This window comes from Jatrophihabitans sp., assembly GCF_051960575.1.
Taxonomy (GTDB): Bacteria; Actinomycetota; Actinomycetes; order Mycobacteriales; family Jatrophihabitantaceae; genus JBQCEE01.
Window position 1 is genome coordinate 14,361 of the sequence record NZ_JBQCEE010000212.1, and the last position, 13,901, is coordinate 28,261.

Annotated in this window: 16 protein-coding genes; 7 read left to right on the plus strand and 9 right to left on the minus strand. The window is 72.4% G+C overall.

Annotated features, from left to right (window positions below; all coding sequences use genetic code 11):
- Nucleotides 1-87 precede the first annotated feature (87 nt).
- Nucleotides 88-339 (minus strand): hypothetical protein, encoded by a 252-nt coding sequence (locus tag ACTHMS_RS11775; RefSeq protein ID WP_440306854.1) that lies wholly within the window; start codon nucleotides 337-339, stop codon nucleotides 88-90.
- A 22-nt stretch (nucleotides 340-361) separates the two neighbouring features.
- Here ACTHMS_RS11775 and ACTHMS_RS11780 point away from each other — a divergent pair, with 22 nt between their 5' ends.
- On the plus strand, nucleotides 362-778 hold the full coding sequence (locus ACTHMS_RS11780; RefSeq protein ID WP_440306855.1) for a DUF6318 family protein: 417 nt from the start codon (nucleotides 362-364) through the stop codon (nucleotides 776-778).
- 23 nt (nucleotides 779-801) lie between these two features.
- Complete coding sequence (locus tag ACTHMS_RS11785) at nucleotides 802-1,671, plus strand: hypothetical protein (RefSeq protein WP_440306856.1); 870 nt, start codon at nucleotides 802-804, stop codon at nucleotides 1,669-1,671.
- 76 nt (nucleotides 1,672-1,747) lie between these two features.
- On the opposite strand, the gene ACTHMS_RS11790 is transcribed toward ACTHMS_RS11785, so the two are convergent.
- From ACTHMS_RS11790 to ACTHMS_RS11800, 3 genes are all read right to left on the minus strand, one after another.
- Nucleotides 1,748-2,242, minus strand: coding sequence for a copper chaperone PCu(A)C (locus ACTHMS_RS11790; protein ID WP_440306857.1), 495 nt, complete (start codon nucleotides 2,240-2,242; stop codon nucleotides 1,748-1,750).
- A 136-nt stretch (nucleotides 2,243-2,378) separates the two neighbouring features.
- Nucleotides 2,379-4,220, minus strand: coding sequence for a copper resistance CopC/CopD family protein (locus ACTHMS_RS11795; protein ID WP_440306858.1), 1,842 nt, complete (start codon nucleotides 4,218-4,220; stop codon nucleotides 2,379-2,381).
- Nucleotides 4,217-4,873: a zf-HC2 domain-containing protein gene (locus ACTHMS_RS11800; protein WP_440306859.1), complete on the minus strand. Its 657-nt coding sequence runs from the start codon at nucleotides 4,871-4,873 to the stop codon at nucleotides 4,217-4,219. The genes ACTHMS_RS11795 and ACTHMS_RS11800 overlap by 4 nt, the downstream gene beginning before the upstream one ends.
- A 54-nt stretch (nucleotides 4,874-4,927) precedes the next feature.
- Between ACTHMS_RS11800 and ACTHMS_RS11805 the strand changes: the two genes are divergently transcribed.
- Nucleotides 4,928-5,455, plus strand: coding sequence for a sigma-70 family RNA polymerase sigma factor (locus ACTHMS_RS11805; RefSeq protein WP_440306860.1), 528 nt, complete (start codon nucleotides 4,928-4,930; stop codon nucleotides 5,453-5,455).
- A gap of 243 nt (nucleotides 5,456-5,698) precedes the next feature.
- Here the strand turns inward: ACTHMS_RS11805 and ACTHMS_RS11810 are convergent, their stop codons facing one another.
- Together ACTHMS_RS11810 and ACTHMS_RS11815 are read right to left on the minus strand one after the other, a co-directional pair.
- Nucleotides 5,699-6,079: a DUF3817 domain-containing protein gene (locus ACTHMS_RS11810; RefSeq protein ID WP_440306861.1), complete on the minus strand. Its 381-nt coding sequence runs from the start codon at nucleotides 6,077-6,079 to the stop codon at nucleotides 5,699-5,701.
- Nucleotides 6,076-6,489 (minus strand): hypothetical protein, encoded by a 414-nt coding sequence (locus tag ACTHMS_RS11815; protein WP_440306862.1) that lies wholly within the window; start codon nucleotides 6,487-6,489, stop codon nucleotides 6,076-6,078. Before ACTHMS_RS11815 ends, ACTHMS_RS11810 begins: the two co-directional genes overlap by 4 nt.
- Before the next feature lie 50 nt (nucleotides 6,490-6,539).
- Between ACTHMS_RS11815 and ACTHMS_RS11820 the strand changes: the two genes are divergently transcribed.
- Nucleotides 6,540-7,163, plus strand: coding sequence for an alpha-ketoglutarate-dependent dioxygenase AlkB (locus ACTHMS_RS11820; protein WP_440306863.1), 624 nt, complete (start codon nucleotides 6,540-6,542; stop codon nucleotides 7,161-7,163).
- Between the two features lie 95 nt (nucleotides 7,164-7,258).
- Nucleotides 7,259-8,881: a PP2C family protein-serine/threonine phosphatase gene (locus ACTHMS_RS11825; protein ID WP_440306864.1), complete on the plus strand. Its 1,623-nt coding sequence runs from the start codon at nucleotides 7,259-7,261 to the stop codon at nucleotides 8,879-8,881.
- Nucleotides 8,882-8,960: 79 nt separating this feature from the next.
- Here the strand turns inward: ACTHMS_RS11825 and ACTHMS_RS11830 are convergent, their stop codons facing one another.
- The 3 genes from ACTHMS_RS11830 to ACTHMS_RS11840 are packed head-to-tail and all read right to left on the minus strand — an operon-like array spanning nucleotide 8,961 to nucleotide 11,598.
- Complete coding sequence (locus ACTHMS_RS11830) at nucleotides 8,961-9,686, minus strand: carbohydrate deacetylase (RefSeq protein ID WP_440306865.1); 726 nt, start codon at nucleotides 9,684-9,686, stop codon at nucleotides 8,961-8,963.
- The gene (locus ACTHMS_RS11835; protein ID WP_440306866.1) at nucleotides 9,683-10,498 is read right to left on the minus strand and encodes a phosphotransferase; all 816 of its coding nucleotides are present in this window, start codon (nucleotides 10,496-10,498) and stop codon (nucleotides 9,683-9,685) included. The genes ACTHMS_RS11830 and ACTHMS_RS11835 overlap by 4 nt, the downstream gene beginning before the upstream one ends.
- On the minus strand, nucleotides 10,495-11,598 hold the full coding sequence (locus ACTHMS_RS11840; RefSeq protein ID WP_440306867.1) for a glycosyltransferase: 1,104 nt from the start codon (nucleotides 11,596-11,598) through the stop codon (nucleotides 10,495-10,497). Before ACTHMS_RS11840 ends, ACTHMS_RS11835 begins: the two co-directional genes overlap by 4 nt.
- 35 nt (nucleotides 11,599-11,633) lie before the next feature.
- Between ACTHMS_RS11840 and ACTHMS_RS11845 the strand changes: the two genes are divergently transcribed.
- Both ACTHMS_RS11845 and ACTHMS_RS11850 read left to right on the plus strand, forming a co-directional pair.
- Nucleotides 11,634-12,743 (plus strand): hypothetical protein, encoded by a 1,110-nt coding sequence (locus ACTHMS_RS11845; protein ID WP_440306868.1) that lies wholly within the window; start codon nucleotides 11,634-11,636, stop codon nucleotides 12,741-12,743.
- Nucleotides 12,740-13,837: a glycosyltransferase gene (locus ACTHMS_RS11850; protein ID WP_440306869.1), complete on the plus strand. Its 1,098-nt coding sequence runs from the start codon at nucleotides 12,740-12,742 to the stop codon at nucleotides 13,835-13,837. The genes ACTHMS_RS11845 and ACTHMS_RS11850 overlap by 4 nt, the downstream gene beginning before the upstream one ends.
- The last annotated feature ends 64 nt before the right edge of the window (nucleotides 13,838-13,901 follow it).

The window sequence follows — 13,901 nt, forward strand, 5'->3', positions numbered from 1 at the left end:
CCCGCTCGCCTGTGCGCCCTGCCCCGCTCTCAGGTGGCGTTTGTCCACAGGTGTCCGAAGATGATCTGCGGATCTTCGTGGCTGTGCTTATCCTGCTGCGATGCGGGTGGGGACGCGGGCGGTCGCCGCTGTCGTCTGCCTGCTCGTGGGTGGGTGCACGTCGTCTGGGACGCCCGGTGGCGGGGGTTCGTCGTTGGATGTCTCGGCCTCGTCGAGCGCCTCGTCCGCTCCGTCGTCGTCGGTCGCTCCGTCGAGTTCGGTGGCGTCGTCGAGCAGTGCCCCGCCCTCGCGGGCAGTCCCGACGGTGCCGGCGGATGTGCCGCGGACCGGTCCGAACACCAGACCCGGCGAGCAGCCGCCGGTGCTGCCTGCTGTCGGGACGACGCACACTGCGGCGGGAGCGGAAGCGTTCGCCAAGTTCTTCGTGCAGACGCTGGACTGGGGCTTCGCGACGACGAGCAGTACCTACATGCGGCGCTACTTCGCCAACTCATGCGTCGGCTGCCTCAGCTACGCGACCAGCATCGATAAGACGGCAGCTCTCAAGGCTCATTACATAGGCGGACGACTGCAGGTTCAGCGAGCTCAGTTGAACTTCGTAAGTGCGGCAAGCGAGGAGACGGTCGTACTAACCGTTGACTCGACTGCTGGCGAGGCAGTCCGCGCCAATGGCTCGTTCCTTAATGCCGACCCGGCTCACAAGGGCGCAACAGTCACTCTGACGTTGGCTTGGCGCAATGCCATGTGGACTGTTACGGACCTCCGGCTGCAGCTATGAAGGGGCTCCGGCTAGTAAGCGTGATGAGCGTCGTGCTCGGCCTCTTCTATGGCCCCCAGTGGTCGAACGCCGCATACGCGGATTCCATCTCGTGCGTACTCGCCCAAGGCGGGGGCCTCTTCGGCAACGGCTACGGAGTAGTCGTCGACGGTAAGTGCGTCTCGGTCAGCGGTGCCGGCGACGCCGTCACGGCGGGCGCGGCCCTGCCAATCCGGATCATCGACTGCGGCCAGGACCCGACGAACAAGGCGGGCGGGTCGTGGAACCAAGGCGCCTGCGGCGCGCAGGTGGTCAGCTGCTTCGTCGATCAGAACGGCGTGCGGACACCCGTCGACACCTTCCTGGTCGAGCAGCGCAACGCGGCCGGACAGTGGGTGGTGCTCGACTTCTGGTGTCCGGGCGACCCCGACCCCGTGCCGACGACCGAGGCACTGCGCGAGGCGGTGGTCCGGCTGCTGCCCGCGGTCGACATCGGCACGACGCACGGCACCGACCTGGTGAATGCCGAGACGATCTTCTGGGCCGGCACCGCGGTCGACCGTGACCTCGGCACCGTGACGGTCGTCGGCCGCAGCGTGCGCCTGCGCATCCACCTCACGGCCGCCCACTGGGACTTCGGCGACGGCTCGTCCGACACGACTACGACGCCCGGCACGCCGTACCCCAACGCCGGCACGTGCGACACCGCCGAGTGCCCGGCCTACTACGGCCACACCTACCGGGCGACCGGCACCATGCGCGTCACGCTCACCGCGACGTGGTCGGCCGACTTCAGCCTCGACAACGGCGCGACCTGGACCCCGCTCGCCACCGCCCCGATGCCCGGCCCGGCGCGCACCACCGACGTCCAGCTCAAGCAGGCGCGCGGCGTCCTCGTCCCCGACCCGCACTGACAATCACGACGCCTTGTCCCCCGCGCCAGTCAGATCCGACCCGGCAAACTGACTGGGCGGGGGGGACAAGCTGCGGTCAGTCGCCGGGCACCGGCGCCGTCGGGGCGATCACCTTCGCGTCGACCTCGAGCGAGCCGGCCCGTTCGAGGGTCAGCTGGATGTTGACGTTGTCGCCGGCCTTGAGCGTCCCGTAGACGTTCTCGATCATCACGTGGCCCTTGCCTGGCGAGAGCGTGATCGATCCGTGCGCCGGCAGCACCACGCCGTCGGACATCGCCGCCATCGATCCGTCGGACGACGTCACGTGCAGCACCGTCGACGCGCCGGCGCCGCTGTCGACCGAGAGCAGCCGGTCGGGCTGGTCGGTGTTGTTCGTGAGCGTGAAGTACGCGGCGGCGTTGCGGGTCGGGGGCAGCGGCGCCCGCACGTACGCGCCGCTGATCGTGATGCCCTGGGCCGACGACCCGGACGAACCGGTCGACTCCGGGGTCGACGAGCGCCAGAGCAGCAGCACGCCGAGCACCAGCACGAGCACGCCGACGACCGAGCCGGCCAGTCGCGTCCGCGTCATGACGCCATCCTCCGCGCGGCGGGTGAGAGGCGGCCTTGTCCCGCAGCTCCGGCACATTCGGGCTGCTTGTCCTGGAGGTCCGGGACAAGCAGTGCGGAGATCCCGGAGCTGCGGGGCAAGGCGGAACGCGCGCGCATCAGTGCAGGCTGATCTTCACGTCGGTGGTGACGGCATCGATCGACGAGGTGGTGACGACGAGGTCGAACTGCCACGATCCGGACACCGGCAGGTTGACGCCCGACGACGACCACTGCGTCGGCGAGGCCTTCACCAGGTTCAGCGGCACCGGACCGATCTGCGCCGCCGTCTGCTGCGCCGACGCGGTGACCTGCTGGGCCGGCGACGAGGTCGTGACGGTTGCCGAGACGACGCCGTGGACGCCACGGTCGAGCCGGATCGTCACCGACCGTCCGCCGCCGAGCGAGGCCGTCGCCGACACCGGCTGCGCGTACTGCTCGGCCAGCGCCTCCTTGCCGCGGGGCTCGGCGACCAGCACCGCCGAGGCGACGAGCACCAGGACGCCGAGCAGCACCTCGACGAACACCGCCCGCCGCAGCCGCTCGGCCGGTACCCGGTGCTCGGGCGGCAGGTCGTCGCCGTCGAAGTACGAATCGTCGACGTCGGTCTCCGTCAACTTCTGTATGACAGATCCGGGACGCGAGGTGTCACTGCCCACCGTCTCGGACGAGCCGCCCGCGACGACCGTCGCCGGGACGCGAGCCGCCGGGCGGGGCCGGGAGACAGCGTCCAGCTCGGCCTCGGCCACCGGCGCGGCGACCACCGGCGCCACCGCCAGCCGCTGCACCGCCTTGCGTGACAGGTTCCCGAGCGCCACCAGCGCCAGGAAGAGCACGATCTTGATGTTGACGAGCCACCCGTAGGTGGTCGTGAACACGGCGCTCCAGGTACCGACACCCCGCCACGCCGCGTAGGTACCGGTCGAGGCGAGCACGAGCACCGAGGTGAACGCAGTCTTCGAGAAGACCGGCAGCACCACGCCCAGCTCAGCCGCCGAACGGCGCGGCAGCACCGCCGCCACCAGCATCACCAGCCCGCCGAGCCAGGCCATCATCGCGACGACGTGCAGTCCGTCGAGCAGCACCGACAGCGCGCGCGGCGAGGTGGTGTCGGCGTGCCCCGAGGCCGCGAAGGTGACCGCGATGCCGGCGCCGAGCGGCCAGGCCAGGATCTCGAAGCGCGACTCGACGGCATCGTCCTCGAAGGCGCGCGCCAGCAGCGGACCGAGCAGGCCGAGCAGGATCAGCCGCGCCGACACCATGTGGCCGTAGTTGGTGTGCAGGGTGTCGTCGATGAGCCCGTTGTCGAAGGTCGAGCCGAGCCCGAGCCCGGCGGTGTAGGGGCCCTGCACGAGCAGCGCCAGCACGGCGGCGACCACCGACGCGATCCAGCCCGCCGCGACCAGCCGCCGCGAGCGCGAGTCGGTGCGGCCGGCCGGCCAGACGGTCATCGCCAGCCACGCCCCGCCGAGCAGCGCGATGCCGGCGTACGACAGCCAGCGCACGACGTCGAAGGCCACCGACGTCGTCCGGTTCACGGTCTCGGTGGTCGCCGACGAACTGGGCTCGAGCAGAGGGCCGTTGCCCACCACGAACCGCAGCGTGCCCGCGACGGGGTGCGAGTCGGCCGAGACGATGCGGTAGCTGACCGTGTACGTGTCGGGCTTCAGGCCGGGCTTGAGGTCGTCGGCGACGACACCACCGAGTCCCTTGGGGTGGTACGCGGCGCGGGCGTCGACCCGGGCGCCGCTCGAGTCGGTGACGTGCACGTAGCCGACGGCGCCCAGCCCCACGCTCTCGTCGAAGGTCAAGGTCACCGTCGTCGGCGCGGACTTCAGCCGCTGCCCGTCCGACGGCGACGAGCCGATGAGCGACGAGTGGGCACTGGCAGGCCCGGCCAGCAGCAGGGCGGCGAACAGCGTGGCGAACAGCGCGCCGACGACGATGCGCAGGCGTCTCACGCGACACCCCGCAGCGGCCGGTCGTCGTGGTCGACGGCGGCCGTCGTGCGCGCACCCGGCCAGGTGGGCGGCAGGGCGCGCTCGAGCCGGTCGAGCACCACGAGCATCACCAGTCCGATCAGCACGCCGAGGTGGGTGGCCAGCCGCGACACGGTGACCTCCCCGTCCGCCACGTCGTGGATCGACAACCCGATCAGTACCAGCATGAAGGTCGCGAGCAGCGGCACCAACCCCGACGCCCGCCGGGGTGACGCGGCCGCGGCGACGAAGGCCGCGGCGATGGCCAGGTTGAAGGCCGCGTTCTCGTGCGTGGCGTGCATCGACATCGCCATGCCGACCGAGTCGCCCGCGCTGCCGAGGAGCCCGAGCACGATCTGCGCGAGCCCGGCGAGCACCAGCCCCATGCGCAGGGTCAGCCGCCACCGGTTCACCCGGCCGGCCGGCAGCACGACGTCGGCGGTGATCGCGGCGGACAGGTCGGGCACGTCGACGGCACGGACGCGCACCAGGCGGTGCAGCCGGGCCGCATCGTCCGCCCATGTCGCACACAGCGAACAGGCGGCACGATGGGCCTCGAACGCAGCCGACGGCACCCCCAGCGCCTCGCCGTCGAGTTGCGCTGAGAGTGCTTCGCGGAACCGATCGCACCTCACGAGACGATTGGTCGTCGGAGGGTGCCGAACGGTTCCCGGGTGTGGACGAGAAGGATGACCGACGTGGACGAGATCACCGCCGCCGCGCTGCGGGCCCGCCGCGGCGACCGCGCTGCGGCGACCGAGTTCGTCCGCGCCACCCAGCCGGCCGTCTGGCGGATGTGCGCCCACCTCGGCAGCCCGGCCGACGCCGACGACCTCACCCAGGAGACCTACGCCCGCGCGTTCGCCTCGCTGCACCGCTTCCTCGGCCGGTCGGAGGCCAAGACCTGGCTGCTGACGATCGCCCGCAACACCTGCGCGGACGCAGTGCGCCGGGCGGTGCGTGAGCGGGGACGTCCGATGGAGGCGGCGGGTGTCGCGAGCGACCACGCCGAGGGCGTCGCGCTCAACGCCCTGCTCGAGGCGCTCGACCCCGACCGCCGCGAGGCGTTCGTGCTGACGCAGGTCGTCGGACTGTCCTACGCCGAGGCCGCCGAGGTGTGCGGGTGCCCGGTCGGGACGATCCGGTCGCGCGTCGCCCGTGCCCGCGGCGACCTGGTCGAGGCGATGGGCGGACGCTCCGCCTCGGCCACCGGCTGACCCCATCTGTTTGCGCCCCCAATTGACGGGTGGACGCGTCCGAGCCGACAGGTGGCGGCGCAAACACCCACCCCCGGCCCCGCTCTGCGCCCCCAGTTGACGGGCGGACGCGTCTGAACCGACAGGTGGCGGCGCAAACACCCACCCTCGGCCCCGCTTTGCGCCCCCAGCTGACGGGTGGACGCGTCCGGACCGACAGGTGGCGGCGCAAAGGCCGACCCGAGACGGCAGGCCGGGGCTGGGTCAGGCCTGCTCGGCCGAGCGGGCGGCGCGGGTGACGTAGTGCTCGGCGACGAACGACATCGTCGGGATGGTGCCGGCGAGCATGACCAGCGCGTACCGCGGGATCGGCCATCGCAGCCGCACGCCCAGCGCCGCGGTCGCGATGACGTAGATCAGGTACAGCCAGCCGTGGGCGACCCAGAGCAGGCCGGTGGCCGGCTCCATGTGCTTGACGCCGGCAGCCTTCATGATCAGCGCGATGGTGCCGGCGAGCAGCACGACACCGGTGGTGAACGCCATGACGCGGTACCTGGTCAGGTGCCCGCTCGCCGCGGCGAGGGTGCCGGCGGGCAGGGGCGGCTGGCCGGTGCCGTTCCAGCTGACGGTGCTCGTCGAGGTCATGTCCGTCCTTCGTCCTGCGTCGCGGGCTGCGCGAGGCCGGCCAGGTAGTCGTTGTAGGCCGCGAGTTCGGGGTCGTCGGCCCGCACGGGCGCCGGCGGCACGTAGCGACGGTAGGTGACCGGGGGCTCGACCCGTTGGGTGGGCTCAGCCGGTGTTGGGTCGCCCGCACCCGTGCCCGAGCGGGTCGTGCGCACACGGTCGCGCACGAGCCGCGCGAAGAACGCGAGGGTGAAGATGCTGAACGCCCACCACTGCAGGGCGTAGCCGAAATTCTGCAGACTGAAGTGCTTGCTGTCGCTCACGTCCAGTTGCCAGTGGCCGAGTAGCACCATCGTCACGACCAGCGCGACGGTGAGCAGCGCGAGCGCCACCCAACCCGGTCGCAGCAGGAAGCGGTACTTGCCGGTCACCCTCTTAACGGTAATGGCTGCAACGATTAGAACAGGCGTACAGTCGAGACGTGGTCGCGTTCCAGGCTTCGCTGTTCGACGAGTCGGTCGAGACGGCCGTGCCGCCGCTCGCCGTCGAGCGCACCCAGCTGTCCGACGGGGCGTGGATCGACGTGCAGCGCCGCTGGATCCTCGGCTCCGACAGCCTGTTCGAGCGGCTGCGCGAGACCGTGCCGTGGCATGCCGAGCGGCGTCCGATGTACGACCGGGTTGTGGCCGTGCCTCGGCTGCTGTCCTTCTTCGGCGAGGGTGACCGTCTGCCCGACCCCGCCCTCGTCCGCGCGAAACAGTTGCTCGACGAGCACTATCTGCCCGAGGCGGGCGAGCCGTTCGTCACCGCGGGCCTGTGCCTCTATCGCGACGGACGCGACAGCGTGGCCTGGCACGGTGACCGCATCGGCCGCAGCTCGCTGCACGACACGATGATCGCGATCGTATCGCTCGGCTGTCCCCGGCTGCTGATGCTGCGCCCGAAAGGCGGTGGCGGGCGAACGCTGCGCTACGAGCTCGGGCACGGCGACCTGCTCGTCATGGGCGGCAGCTGCCAGCGCACCTGGGAGCACGCCGTGCCGAAGACGGCCAAACCGGTCGGGCCCCGCATCAGCGTCCAATTCAGGATGTTCGACGTCCGTTGAGACGGCGCGGCCCGGCGTCGCTTAGAGTGCGCGGGACTGGCGTCCGGCCGAGCACACGCGCTTGATGTCGTCCACCGACGAGAAAGCAGCCGCGCGTGCCCGACCGCTCCGCCGACATCGGCGCCCCGGACGCGACCCGTCGCCGTGTCCTCTGGGTGGTGGCGCCGGTCGTCGTGCTCGGGCTGGCGGTGACGGCGATCCTCGCCTGGACGGCGCACGTCATCGACCGCGACACCGAGCGGACGCTGCTGCAGCACCAGACCCGGCAGGCCGCCGCGGTGATCGAGTCGGCGATCACGCAGAACGTGAACCCGTTGCAGACGGCGCTGGGCATCGCGAACGCGACGCAGGGCTCGCCGTCCGGGTTCACCGACTGGATGCGCACCGTCGTCGGCTCCGCCCCACCCGCCCGCTTCGTCGACGTTTCGCTCTGGGACGTGAGCGGACCGCCCCGGCAGCTGGCGAGCATCGGCGTACCGACCGGCCAGTCGGCGGGCGCCGTCGGCAGGTTCGCGGCCGGCGCGCCCGGCGTGCCGACGTTCCGGATCGCGCCGCTGACCACCCCGACCGGCCAGCGCATCGCCTACGCCGTCGGCAGCAAGGGCGGGCGGTATGCCGTCTACGCCGAGCGGGCGATCCCGGCGAACCGGCGGGTGCCGGCCGAGAGCAACCCCGCGTTCGTCGGCGTGCACTTCGCGACCTACATCGGCACGCGCGAGAGCTTCGCCGCGCTGCAGACCACCGACCGCGCGAACAGCGACCTGCCGCTCACCGGGGTCGTGGCCCGCGAGCGCATCGACTTCGGCGACCGGATGCTCACGTTGGTGACCACGCCGTCGGGCCATCTCGGCGGGTCGCTCAACGCCGACCTGCCCTGGCTGCTCATCGTCGGCGGCGTGGTGCTCACCGCGCTCAGCGCCCTGGTCGCCGGCCAGCTCGTGAGCGGCCGCGCCACCGCCGAGTCGGACGCCCGCACCATCTCGCGGCTCTACGAGCAGCTCGACGACAACTACCGCGAGATGCGCACCAACGTGGAACTGTTGCAACGCGCGCTGCTGCCGCGCTTCGACCCCGACATCCCGGGGCTGGAGGTCGCGTCGCGGTACGTGGCCGGCGCGCGCGGCGTCGACATCGGCGGCGACTGGTACACCGTCGTGCCGATCGACGCCGACCGCTTCGCCTTCGCCGTCGGCGACGTGTCCGGCCACGGCGTCGAGGCGGCCGCGCTGATGGGCCGGCTGCGCTTCACCCTGCGGGCGTACCTGCTCGAGGGGCACGCGCCCGAGGTGGCGCTGAGCATGACCTCGCGCGACCTCGACCTGCGCGTCGACGGGCACATGGCCACCGCGCTCGTCGGGCTCGGCAGCATCCGCGACCGCACCGTCACCCTCGCCAGCGCCGGGCACCTCGCGCCGCTCGTCGTCGCCGACGGCACGCGCGAGTTCCTCGCCGTGCCGACCGGACGCCCGCTGGGCATCGCGCCGACGCAGTACGTCGCCTCGACCCATGTGGTGCCGCCGGGCGCGGCGTTCCTCGCCTTCACCGACGGACTGGTCGAGCGCCGCGGCGAACTCATCGACGACGGCATGCAGCGGCTGGCCGACGCGGTGCACGGGGGCCGGGCCCTCTCGTCCGAACTGGATGATGTGCTGCGCACCGTCACCCCGAGCGGGTCGGAGGACGACATCGCGATCCTCGCCCTGCGCTGGACGACCTGAGCTGCGCGCTTCGACGCCGAGTGACGGAAATGGCCCGCAAACCCACGCGTGTCGGGCCGTCACTCGACGGAACGGGTCGTCACTCGGCGCGGGTGGCCAGGGCGGCGCGGGCGGCGGGGTAGGTGGCGAGGCGCACGCCGTGGTCGTCCAGTACGGCGCGGGCGCGGGGGTCGCGGAGCACGGCGCACTCGAGGATGCGCTCGGGGCCGTAGCCTGGCACGTCGTCGCGGGTGCCGGGGTGGCAGCCGAGCTCGGTGATGCCGGGCGGCAGCTCGGCGACGATGGTGCGCCACGCGTCCAGCCCGACGAACTCGGGGAACGGGTACCCCTTGCCGTCCTGGCCGTAGAACCGGCCGCAGTAGGCGATGTCGGCGCACTGGTCGCGTACGGGCACCCCGAGCCGGCGCCCGGCGGCCGCGACGATGCGCCCGACGAGCGGGTCGCGGTGCACGTGCTGGTGCGAGTCGAGATGGGTCGGCGGGCGTCCGACGAGCTGGACGAAGCGGGCCAGCTGGTACTCGAGCTCGGCGGTCACCGCAGCGACGTCGTCGGACGCCGTGACCACGTAGCGCTCGTGCCAGTCGCCGTCGGCCCAGTACCACTCGCCGAGGTCGAAGTGCAGCCCGACGCTGAGACCGTCGGGGTTCGCGGCGGCGTACGCGCCTGCCGCCGCCGCATCGGGCCAGCGCACCATCAGGCTGGCGCTGGTGACGACGCCGTCGCGGTGGCAGGCGATGGTGCCCTCGTTCACGCCGGGCGAGCGACCGAAGTCGTCGGCGTTGACGATGAGCACCCGCGCTGTCATGCGGTCACAGGGTTGAGCCGCGCCAGCGCCGCCCTGGCCTCGACCAGCCAGTCGTGCCGGTGCTCCGCCGGCGGCGTCCAGGTGTCCGTCCAGCCGAGCCACCGCAGCGCGAGGGCGAGCCGGGCGCGGTCGAGATCGCGGGCGTCCGCACCGCCGTACGCCTCGACCAGCTGCTGGGCCTGCGGCTCGCGCCAGCCGGTGACGAAGGCGGCCAGGTCGAGCACGCCCGGCCCGACGCCGGCCGTCTCCCAGTCGACGGGCACGACGCGCGAGCCGCTCACCAGCACGTTGGACGGATAGAACTCGCCATGGACGAGGGTCGTGGGCCGCTGCGCGAGCACCTGCAGCTCGGTGAGCGCGGCGTCGAGGTCGAGCCCGGTGGTGCGCGGTGCGGCGCGGTCGAGCCAGGCGAGCAGGGTCGCCTCGCCGAGCAGGGGCGCCTCGTCGAAGCCGGCGAAGCGGCGGTGGTGCTCACCGAGCCACGCCGCCACGGCCAGCCACCGGTCGAACTCGCCGAGCTGCCAGATCTCGACGCCCTCGACGAGCTCGATCAGCAACCAGTCGTCTCCACATCCGTAGAGCCGCGGGCCGATCCCGGCCGGGCAGAGAACGTCACGGTAGATCGTGAGCTCGCGTCCGGGCGGGTAGTCACGGCGGGCGTGCAGCTGCTTCAGCAACAGCCGTTGCGTGCCGTGCGGGTGCTGCAGCACCACCTCGGTGAGCGGGCTGCTTGTCGCGTAGGCGTAGGGGCGGCGGGCGACGAGGGCGGCGCCCGGGAACAGCGCGTGCAGGTCGTCGTCGGACGGCTTCACGCGAGCACCCGGTTGAGCAGGCCGGTCAGCACGACGCCCGCGTCGAGGTGCGTCTCGGCCAGGGCGCGGGCGGCGTGCCGGTGGTCGGCGTACTCGTCGGTCACGGCCTCGATGGCGCCCGCGGCCGAGTCGAGGTCGGTGAACGACAGCAGCCCCTTGCCGGCGGGCAGCCGGCGCTCGAAGCCGGTGGCCGACGTGACCACCGGCCGGCCGCTGGCGAGGTAGGCGGCGCTGCGGTCACTGAACCAGCCCGAGTCGCTGACGACGTAGCCGGTCTTGGCCACGCCGAACTCGGCGAACGAGCCCGCGACGAAGTCGCGGTACTGCTGCGGGCCGGCGGCGACGGTGTCGGGGTCGAGCAACTGCCACCCGTGCGCGTGCAGGGCGGCGAGGTCGGCCGTCTCGTCCGGGTGGATGGCGAGTGCCGGCGTGAGTTGCTTGCCGACCCGTGACGGCAGGTCGAGCAGCGGCCGCAGCGCGTGCGCCTTCTGCCCGTAGTGCACGCCGTCGGCGTGGATCGACCCGTATGCGCGCCAGTGCCCGACGGTGGTGAACGCGTCGTGCCGCAGCGTGTCGGCCCACGGCCACTGCGCCAGCACGACGGGCGGCAGCAGCGGCACCCACTCGATCCCGCAGGCCGGGATGGTGCGCCCGACCGAGTCGCTCAGCGTCACGAAGTCGGTGTGCGCGGCGAAGCGCATGTCGACGCCCTCGACGGCGTGCCACAGCTGCACGAACGCGGGATCGAGGTCGAGGTAGACCCGCACCGGCACGCGGTCGAGGATCGCCCGGTCGGTCAGCATGCCGGCGACGTTGACGAGCAGGTCGGCGCGCCGGGCCGCGGCGAGCACGTCGCCGCGCTCGGCGCCCGCCGTCGTGCCGTCGGCGTCGATGACGGCCCACCGCCCCGCGAAACCGAAGGGTTCGAGCACGCGCGCCACCTCGTCGGCCGCCGCGACCGGGGCGGGTTCGACGAACCAGACATCCCAGCCGAGCGCACGGAATCCGAGCAGGTACTGCAACACCGCCCACGCCGCGCCGCCCTGTCGGGGGACGCGACCGATGGTCCCGGCGAAGAGCAGGGTGGGTCGCGGTTGCATAACACGGATTTTACCTTGCCTGGCACACTGTCGCCATGGCCCGGGACGTCGTCGTGCTCAGCGGTGCGCTCGCGCAGCGCCCCGGGCGACCCGGGCACACCTGGGTGTTCCTGCAGTATCTGCTCGGCCTCCGCGGGCTGGGGTACGACGTGCACTTCGTCGACCGGCTGCCCTCGGATGCGGACAGCGCCGACGGCGTCGAGTGGGTGCGCGGCGTCATGGCCTCGGTCGGCCTCGGCGACTGCTGGACGGTGCTGCTGCCGGACGGCGGCGCTGCTGGCGCGGCACGGTCGACCGCGCTCGACCGGGTGCGCCGGTCGGTGCTGCTGCTGAACGTCATGGGCTACCTCGACGACCCCGAGCTGCTGGCCGCCGCACCCCGCCGCGTGTTCCTCGACATCGACCCGGGCTTCGGGCAGCTCTGGCAGGCGCTCGGCCTGGCCGACGTCTTCGCCGGCCACGACGTCTTCGCCACCGTCGGGACGAACCTGCCGGCCTCGACCGTGCCGCTGCTCGACCGCCCCTGGATCACCACGGTGCCGCCGGTGTTCCTGCCTGCCTGGCCGGTGCAGCCGGCGCGCCCGGACGGCCCCTTCACGAGCGTCGCGAGCTGGCGCGGCCCGTTCGGGCCGATCGAGTACACGGGACGCACCTACGGCCTGCGCGTGCACGAGTTCCGCCGCTTCCTCAGGCTGCCCGTGCGCATCGGCGCCGACTTTCGGCTGGCGCTCGACATCGACCCGGCCGACGACGCCGACCGGGTGCGGCTCGAGGCCGACGGCTGGGTGCTGTGCGATCCGTCCACGGTCGCCACGCTCGACGCCTACCGCGGCTTCCTCGCCGACTCGGCGGCCGAGCTGTGCATCGCCAAGCAGCTCTACGTCGCCACCCGGGGCGGATGGTTCAGCGACCGCAGCGCCTGCTACCTCGCGTCCGGGCGGCCGGTGGTCATGCAGGACACCGGGGCGACGCTGCCGACCGGTGCCGGGCTGCTGACCTTCTCGACCCCCGACGAAGCGGTCGCCTGCATCGAGGCGGTGCGTGCCGACCACGCCCGGCACGCCCGCGCCGCCCGCGAGCTGGCCGAATCGGTGCTGTCGACCTCGGTGGTGCTGCCGAGGCTGCTCGACGCGGTGACCGCATGACGACCGTCGTGGTCGGCGGTGCGTTGGCCGACAAGGCGGGCAGCGGCGGTGAGGCGTGGGTGCGCCTGAGCTGGGTGCGCGGGCTGCAGCAGCTCGGGCTCGACGTGTGGTTCGTCGAGGACGCCGCCTCGGCCGCCGGCCGCTCGTACTTCGCCGACGTCGTGCGGCGCTTCGGGCTCGCTGACCGGGCCACGCTGCTCGTCGACGACGAGGTGGTCGAGGGGCCGGACCCGTCCGACGTCGCGGACGGTGCGGTGCTGCTCAACATCAGTGGCAACCTCGCGTCCCCGCAGTTGTTGAGGCGCTTCGCCCAGCGGGTGTTCGTCGACATCGATCCCGGGTTCACGCAGGTGTGGCACGCGCAGGGGCTGGCGGGGGCACGGCTTTCCGGCCACGACCGGTTCGTCACCATCGCCGAGCATCTCGGCCACCCCGACTGCCTCGTGCCCACGAACGGGCTCGACTGGATCACAACGCGCCAGCCGGTCGTGCTCGCCGACTGGCCGGCCGTACCGCTGCCGGACGAGTTCCGGTTCACGACCGTGAGCAGCTGGCGCCCGCCGTACGGCCCGCTCAGCTGGGGCGGACGCGAGTACGGCCTCAAGGTGCACGAGTTCCGGCGCATCATGGCGCTGCCGCGACGCGTCGACGCCCCGCTCGAACTGGCCCTGGCGATCCACTCGGGCGACGACCGCGACCGGCTGGCCCTGCTCGAGCACGGCTGGCAGCTGGCCGACCCGGCCGCGGCGGCCACACCGGACGGCTTTCGGGCCTACGTGCAGGGCTCGGCGGCGGAGTGCTCGGTCGCACAGGGCGTCTACGTCGGCATGCGCACGGCGTGGTTCAGCGACCGCACCGTGCGCTACCTCGCGTCCGGCCGGCCGGCGTTGCTGCAGGAGACGGGGTTCAGCCAGCATCTGCCGTCCGGCATGGGTCTGGTCCCGTTCACCGACCTCGATTCGGCGGCGGCGGGCGCGGCGCGCATCCTGGCCGACCCGATCGGGCACGCCGAGGCCGCCCGCGCGCTCGCCGAGTCGCACTTCGCCGCCGAGGTCGTGCTGCCACCCCTGCTCGACCGCCTCGGCATCACCTGACGGATGAATACCGCTTGTCCCCCGGCCCGGTCAGATCTCGCGGGCGAGAGCGACTGGGCCAGGG

Bases quoted from the DNA above. Each gene is read 5' to 3' on its own strand.
- ACTHMS_RS11840 (WP_440306867.1), bottom strand. From the start codon at position 11,598: ATGCAACCGCGACCCACCCTGCTCTTCGCCGGGACCATCGGTCGCGTC.
- ACTHMS_RS11845 (WP_440306868.1), top strand. From the start codon at position 11,634: ATGGCCCGGGACGTCGTCGTGCTCAGCGGTGCGCTCGCGCAGCGCCCC.
- ACTHMS_RS11850 (WP_440306869.1), top strand. From the start codon at position 12,740: ATGACGACCGTCGTGGTCGGCGGTGCGTTGGCCGACAAGGCGGGCAGC.
- ACTHMS_RS11830 (WP_440306865.1), bottom strand. From the start codon at position 9,686: ATGACAGCGCGGGTGCTCATCGTCAACGCCGACGACTTCGGTCGCTCG.
- ACTHMS_RS11810 (WP_440306861.1), bottom strand. From the start codon at position 6,079: ATGACCTCGACGAGCACCGTCAGCTGGAACGGCACCGGCCAGCCGCCC.
- ACTHMS_RS11805 (WP_440306860.1), top strand. From the start codon at position 4,928: ATGACCGACGTGGACGAGATCACCGCCGCCGCGCTGCGGGCCCGCCGC.
- ACTHMS_RS11785 (WP_440306856.1), top strand. From the start codon at position 802: ATGAGCGTCGTGCTCGGCCTCTTCTATGGCCCCCAGTGGTCGAACGCC.
- ACTHMS_RS11790 (WP_440306857.1), bottom strand. From the start codon at position 2,242: ATGACGCGGACGCGACTGGCCGGCTCGGTCGTCGGCGTGCTCGTGCTG.